The organism is Acinetobacter sp. NBRC 110496 (genome assembly GCF_000876115.1).
Taxonomy (GTDB): Bacteria; Pseudomonadota; Gammaproteobacteria; order Pseudomonadales; family Moraxellaceae; genus Acinetobacter.
Genome location: NZ_BBTF01000100.1, coordinates 1 through 3,965, shown reverse-complemented (window position 1 = coordinate 3,965; position 3,965 = coordinate 1). Strand labels below are relative to the sequence as shown.

The window sequence follows — 3,965 nt, the reverse complement described above, 5'->3', positions numbered from 1 at the left end:
TCCAAGGCACAGCAGGTGAACCAATCCAAGCCGATTTAGCTGGAATGTTCTCACCCTTCATCACCAGAGTCAGTGGACCCAATACCGCATGATGGCTCACATTGGCATTATATAAAATAATACTGCGTGCATTCACCACCACATCATTGCCCACTTTCACCTGACCAATTTTCATGATTCGGTCTTCAAATAAGTGCGTCTGTGGACCAGAGAAACTGTTAAACTCCGCTCGATCTCCAATCTCAACACAGTCAAACTCAGTGATATCTGCACTATCCATATATACATCCTTACCTATACGCACCCCTAACAGGCGCAGGAAGAACGGTAACATTGGTGTGCCTCTGAGATAGTTCAGGAAGTTCGGGATGGCAACCGCTTCATATAAACTGGTCACCCCTTCACTTAACCAGACAAACATGGTCCACATCGGTGCTGAACGTGGTTGGTAACGTCCAATTAGAATCCACTTCAATAACGCCACGATCACAAAGCAGCCCACTCCATAGAGTAGCCCCGCCAAAGTCAAGGCCAATAGCCCTGTCGCGATATTGTAGTTATTAATCACATCGATAATTTCCAATACGATCATATAACCCACACCAATCGCCAGCGCTGCCGGTAATACGATCCGCAGACCTTCTATCAAACCGCGCATCAGACGTCGTTTAACACTCGGCTGAAAGGTCAGGTGATCTGGGTACTGTTCTGCGGCTTCACGTGCAGGCAGCAGTAAAGGTGGAGAACCAAACCAGGTTTGACCTGAATACATTTCTCGGTTATCTGGTGTTTTGGATTGCACCCCAATCAACACATTGTCCGGTAATACCGTCCCATCCGCGATATAGGCACTATTCCCCACAAAGCTGCGGTTACCAATCTGGGTCGATTTTAAGGTCATCCAACCGCCCTTGATTTCCTCATCCCCCAACATCACGGCATCGGCAATAAAGCTTTCCTCTCCCAAGGTCAGCATTTCAGGAATTACTCCATTTGCTGTTGAGATTTCAGTGTTCTTACCGACTTTGGCACCCAACAAACGGAACCAGGTCGGTGCGTAAATGGTGGCGAATAAACCATGCAGGGTTTGTAAACTGGTTTCCAGAATCTGTGATGCAAACCATTTACGGTAATAAGTACCACCATGAATGGCATAGCTGCCAGTCTCTAAACGCGGCAAAGCCACTTTGCGTAAGACCGAAGAGATCAGTGCGGTAATTACCATCATCATCGCACTGGCTGGAATCGCCAGAATGAAATAGTACAATGCAATCTGTAAGTGGTTGTTCGAATCAATATTAAAAATATTGACATCTAACCAGTCCACCAACAGGAAGCTTGGAAAGATCGGGATAAAAAAGATACAGGCAATGAATAAGGCACTGATTGCATAGTAGGCATATTCTGAGATTTTGCGGATAAACGACAGTTTTGGGCGTGCAGCCAATGGCTCCAGGCTGTCAACATGGCCAATTTTCTTCGCAGGTGTACCGTCCCAGATTTCCCCTGCTGGCACTGTGGTGTCATATTCAATCGCAGTTAAGGCATTTACATGAGCACGGGGTTCTAATACGGTATTTTCTTCCAGAACGGCATAGGAACCAACATAACTGTCTTGTTTGAGCTGGATTGAGCCCAATACCAGATGACCATGTTCAACTTTGGCATTCTCCAGATTGACATTGGAACCAATACTGACCCCATCTTCAATAGTCAATAAAGATGGCATCCGGATATGTACGGAACTGATGTTGACATCATGGCCAATCTTTGCGCCCAGTGCCTTGAGGTAGAGATTCAGCAAGGTGGAACCCGATAAGAGATATACAGGTGAAATGCTGCTGATTCGGTCCGCCAGCCACCAACGGAAATAGGTCATTCCCCAGAGTGGGTAACGCCCTGCTGGTATCCCGAGTAATAACACCCGTTTTACGGTAATCGACAGCGCAAAGCTGGCAAGAATCACCGTTATATAGACCAGTAATGACAATAGAATCGCCGATGGAATGGTGTCTCGGGTACCGCCGGTAAAATAATGGTAGGTAAAGAACGGAGCCAGCCATTGTAAGATGTTGATCGAAATCAGCACTGGAATCGTCACCAATTGTGCCAGACCACACAGCCATTTATAGCGTGTATTCCGTGGATTATCCTGCCCAAGCTGGCTATCGAATAATGATGCTTCAGGTTGTTCCAGCATCAGTGCGGCAATGGCACCCACTCTGCGAGCCTGATACAGGCTTTGAATGGTTAGGTGACTGTATTCAGGGTGCTCGCGTAGGTTGGAAATCAGTACAGCAGCCAGCAGTGAATGTCCACCGAGATCGTCAAAGAAGTCTGCATCTAATTTAATCGGGATATTTGGAAATAAACGATTGAGTATGCCAAATAAGATTTCTTCGGCCTGATTCTGCGGCTGATCTGATTCGCTCCGATCGACCACACTGGTTAATGGACGTGCTTTCAGTGCCTTACGGTCAATTTTTCCCGAAAGCAAACGAGGTACTTCTTCAATCACTTCAAAGCGGTTCGGCACCATATAAGGTGGCAAGCGCTGACTGAGGTGATGGCGCAGCTGTTTAATTTCAATGGCCTGTTGGGCATCAATTTCAGGAGCAATGAAGGCAATCAACTGATCAATACCGTCTTCAGCACGTAGAATCACAGCTGCGGTGCCAATGCCATCCAGATCACATAACGCCGCTTCAATCTCACCGAGTTCAACCCGGAAGCCGCGGATTTTAACCTGATCGTCGGCACGGCCTAAGCAATGTACCTGACCAAATTCATCGATTTTGGCCAGATCCCCAGTGCGATACAGGTTTTCTTCATCAGGGTTACTGGCCCATGGATTCTGAATAAATTTATCTGCGGTCAGATCAGGACGTCCGAGATAGCCAGGGGCCACACTCGGTCCAAAGATACATAGTTCCCCTGTTTCTCCTTGCGGCAACAGTTCGCGCTCCGCATTGATGACCAGCATGCCATAGTTGGGTAAAGGCTTGCCAATTGTCACTGGTTTGCCACGCTGCAACAGTTCCAGACTGGCAGAGACCGTGGTTTCAGTTGGCCCATAGGTGTTAAACATTTGGTGGTGAGCTAAGGCCCAGCGATCAACCAGTGAATCCGGGCACATTTCTCCACCCAGATTGATGATGCGCAGATTCGGTACATCTTCCGGGAATAAAGCCAATAATGTTGGCACCGCATGTAGAACCGTGATCTGTTGCTGTTGCAAGGTTTTACACAGGCGTTCTGGATCACTGACCAGTGATTTAGGTGCTATCCACAATGTTGCACCGACCAGATAAGACAGCCAGATTTCCTCAAAAGACATGTCAAAAGCCACTGAGAAGCCTTGATAGACCTTGTCTTGCTCCTGAATGCCCAGGATACTGTTTTCACTACGCAGGAAATGGCAAATATTCTTCTGGGTAATGACAATCCCTTTCGGTTTACCTGTCGAACCTGAGGTATAAATAATATAGGCGGGTTGATCAGGTGTGGTTCTGGCGAGTTCAACCGCCTGATCGAGTGGGCGTTGTAATTCGGTATTGGTCCACTTGCTTTGTGGGACTTCAGCCAAATGTTCATACCACTCATCGGTGGTGATCATGCCGACTGCCGCAGCATCGTCAAGACACACTGCAATCCGGTCTGCCGGGGTATCCATATCAAAAGGTAACCATGCAGCGCCACTAAGGCAGATCGCCAATTGGGATTTTAATAATTCAATTCCTCGCGGTAACCACAAGCCAACAATATCTCCCGCTTTAACCCCCTTCAGGGTTAAGTGCTGTGCCATGACCAGTGCTTGCTGGTATAAATCGGCATAACTGATCTGTTGCTCTGCTTCGATCAGGGCAGTCTTTTGAGGGAGGCGTTGCGCAGTCTGGACAAAAATATCGGTTAAAACTTCTTCCTGCAAAAACTCTGGGTGGTGCTTACCACGAATAATATTTTTT

Annotated in this window: 1 protein-coding gene; it reads right to left on the bottom strand. The window is 47.4% G+C overall.

Going from position 1 to position 3,965, the window contains the following annotated elements:
- Positions 1-3,965 (bottom strand): delta-poly-L-ornithine synthetase PosA (posA, locus tag Aba26S_RS20435; protein WP_043974877.1); only part of this gene is annotated, 3,965 nt, incomplete at both ends.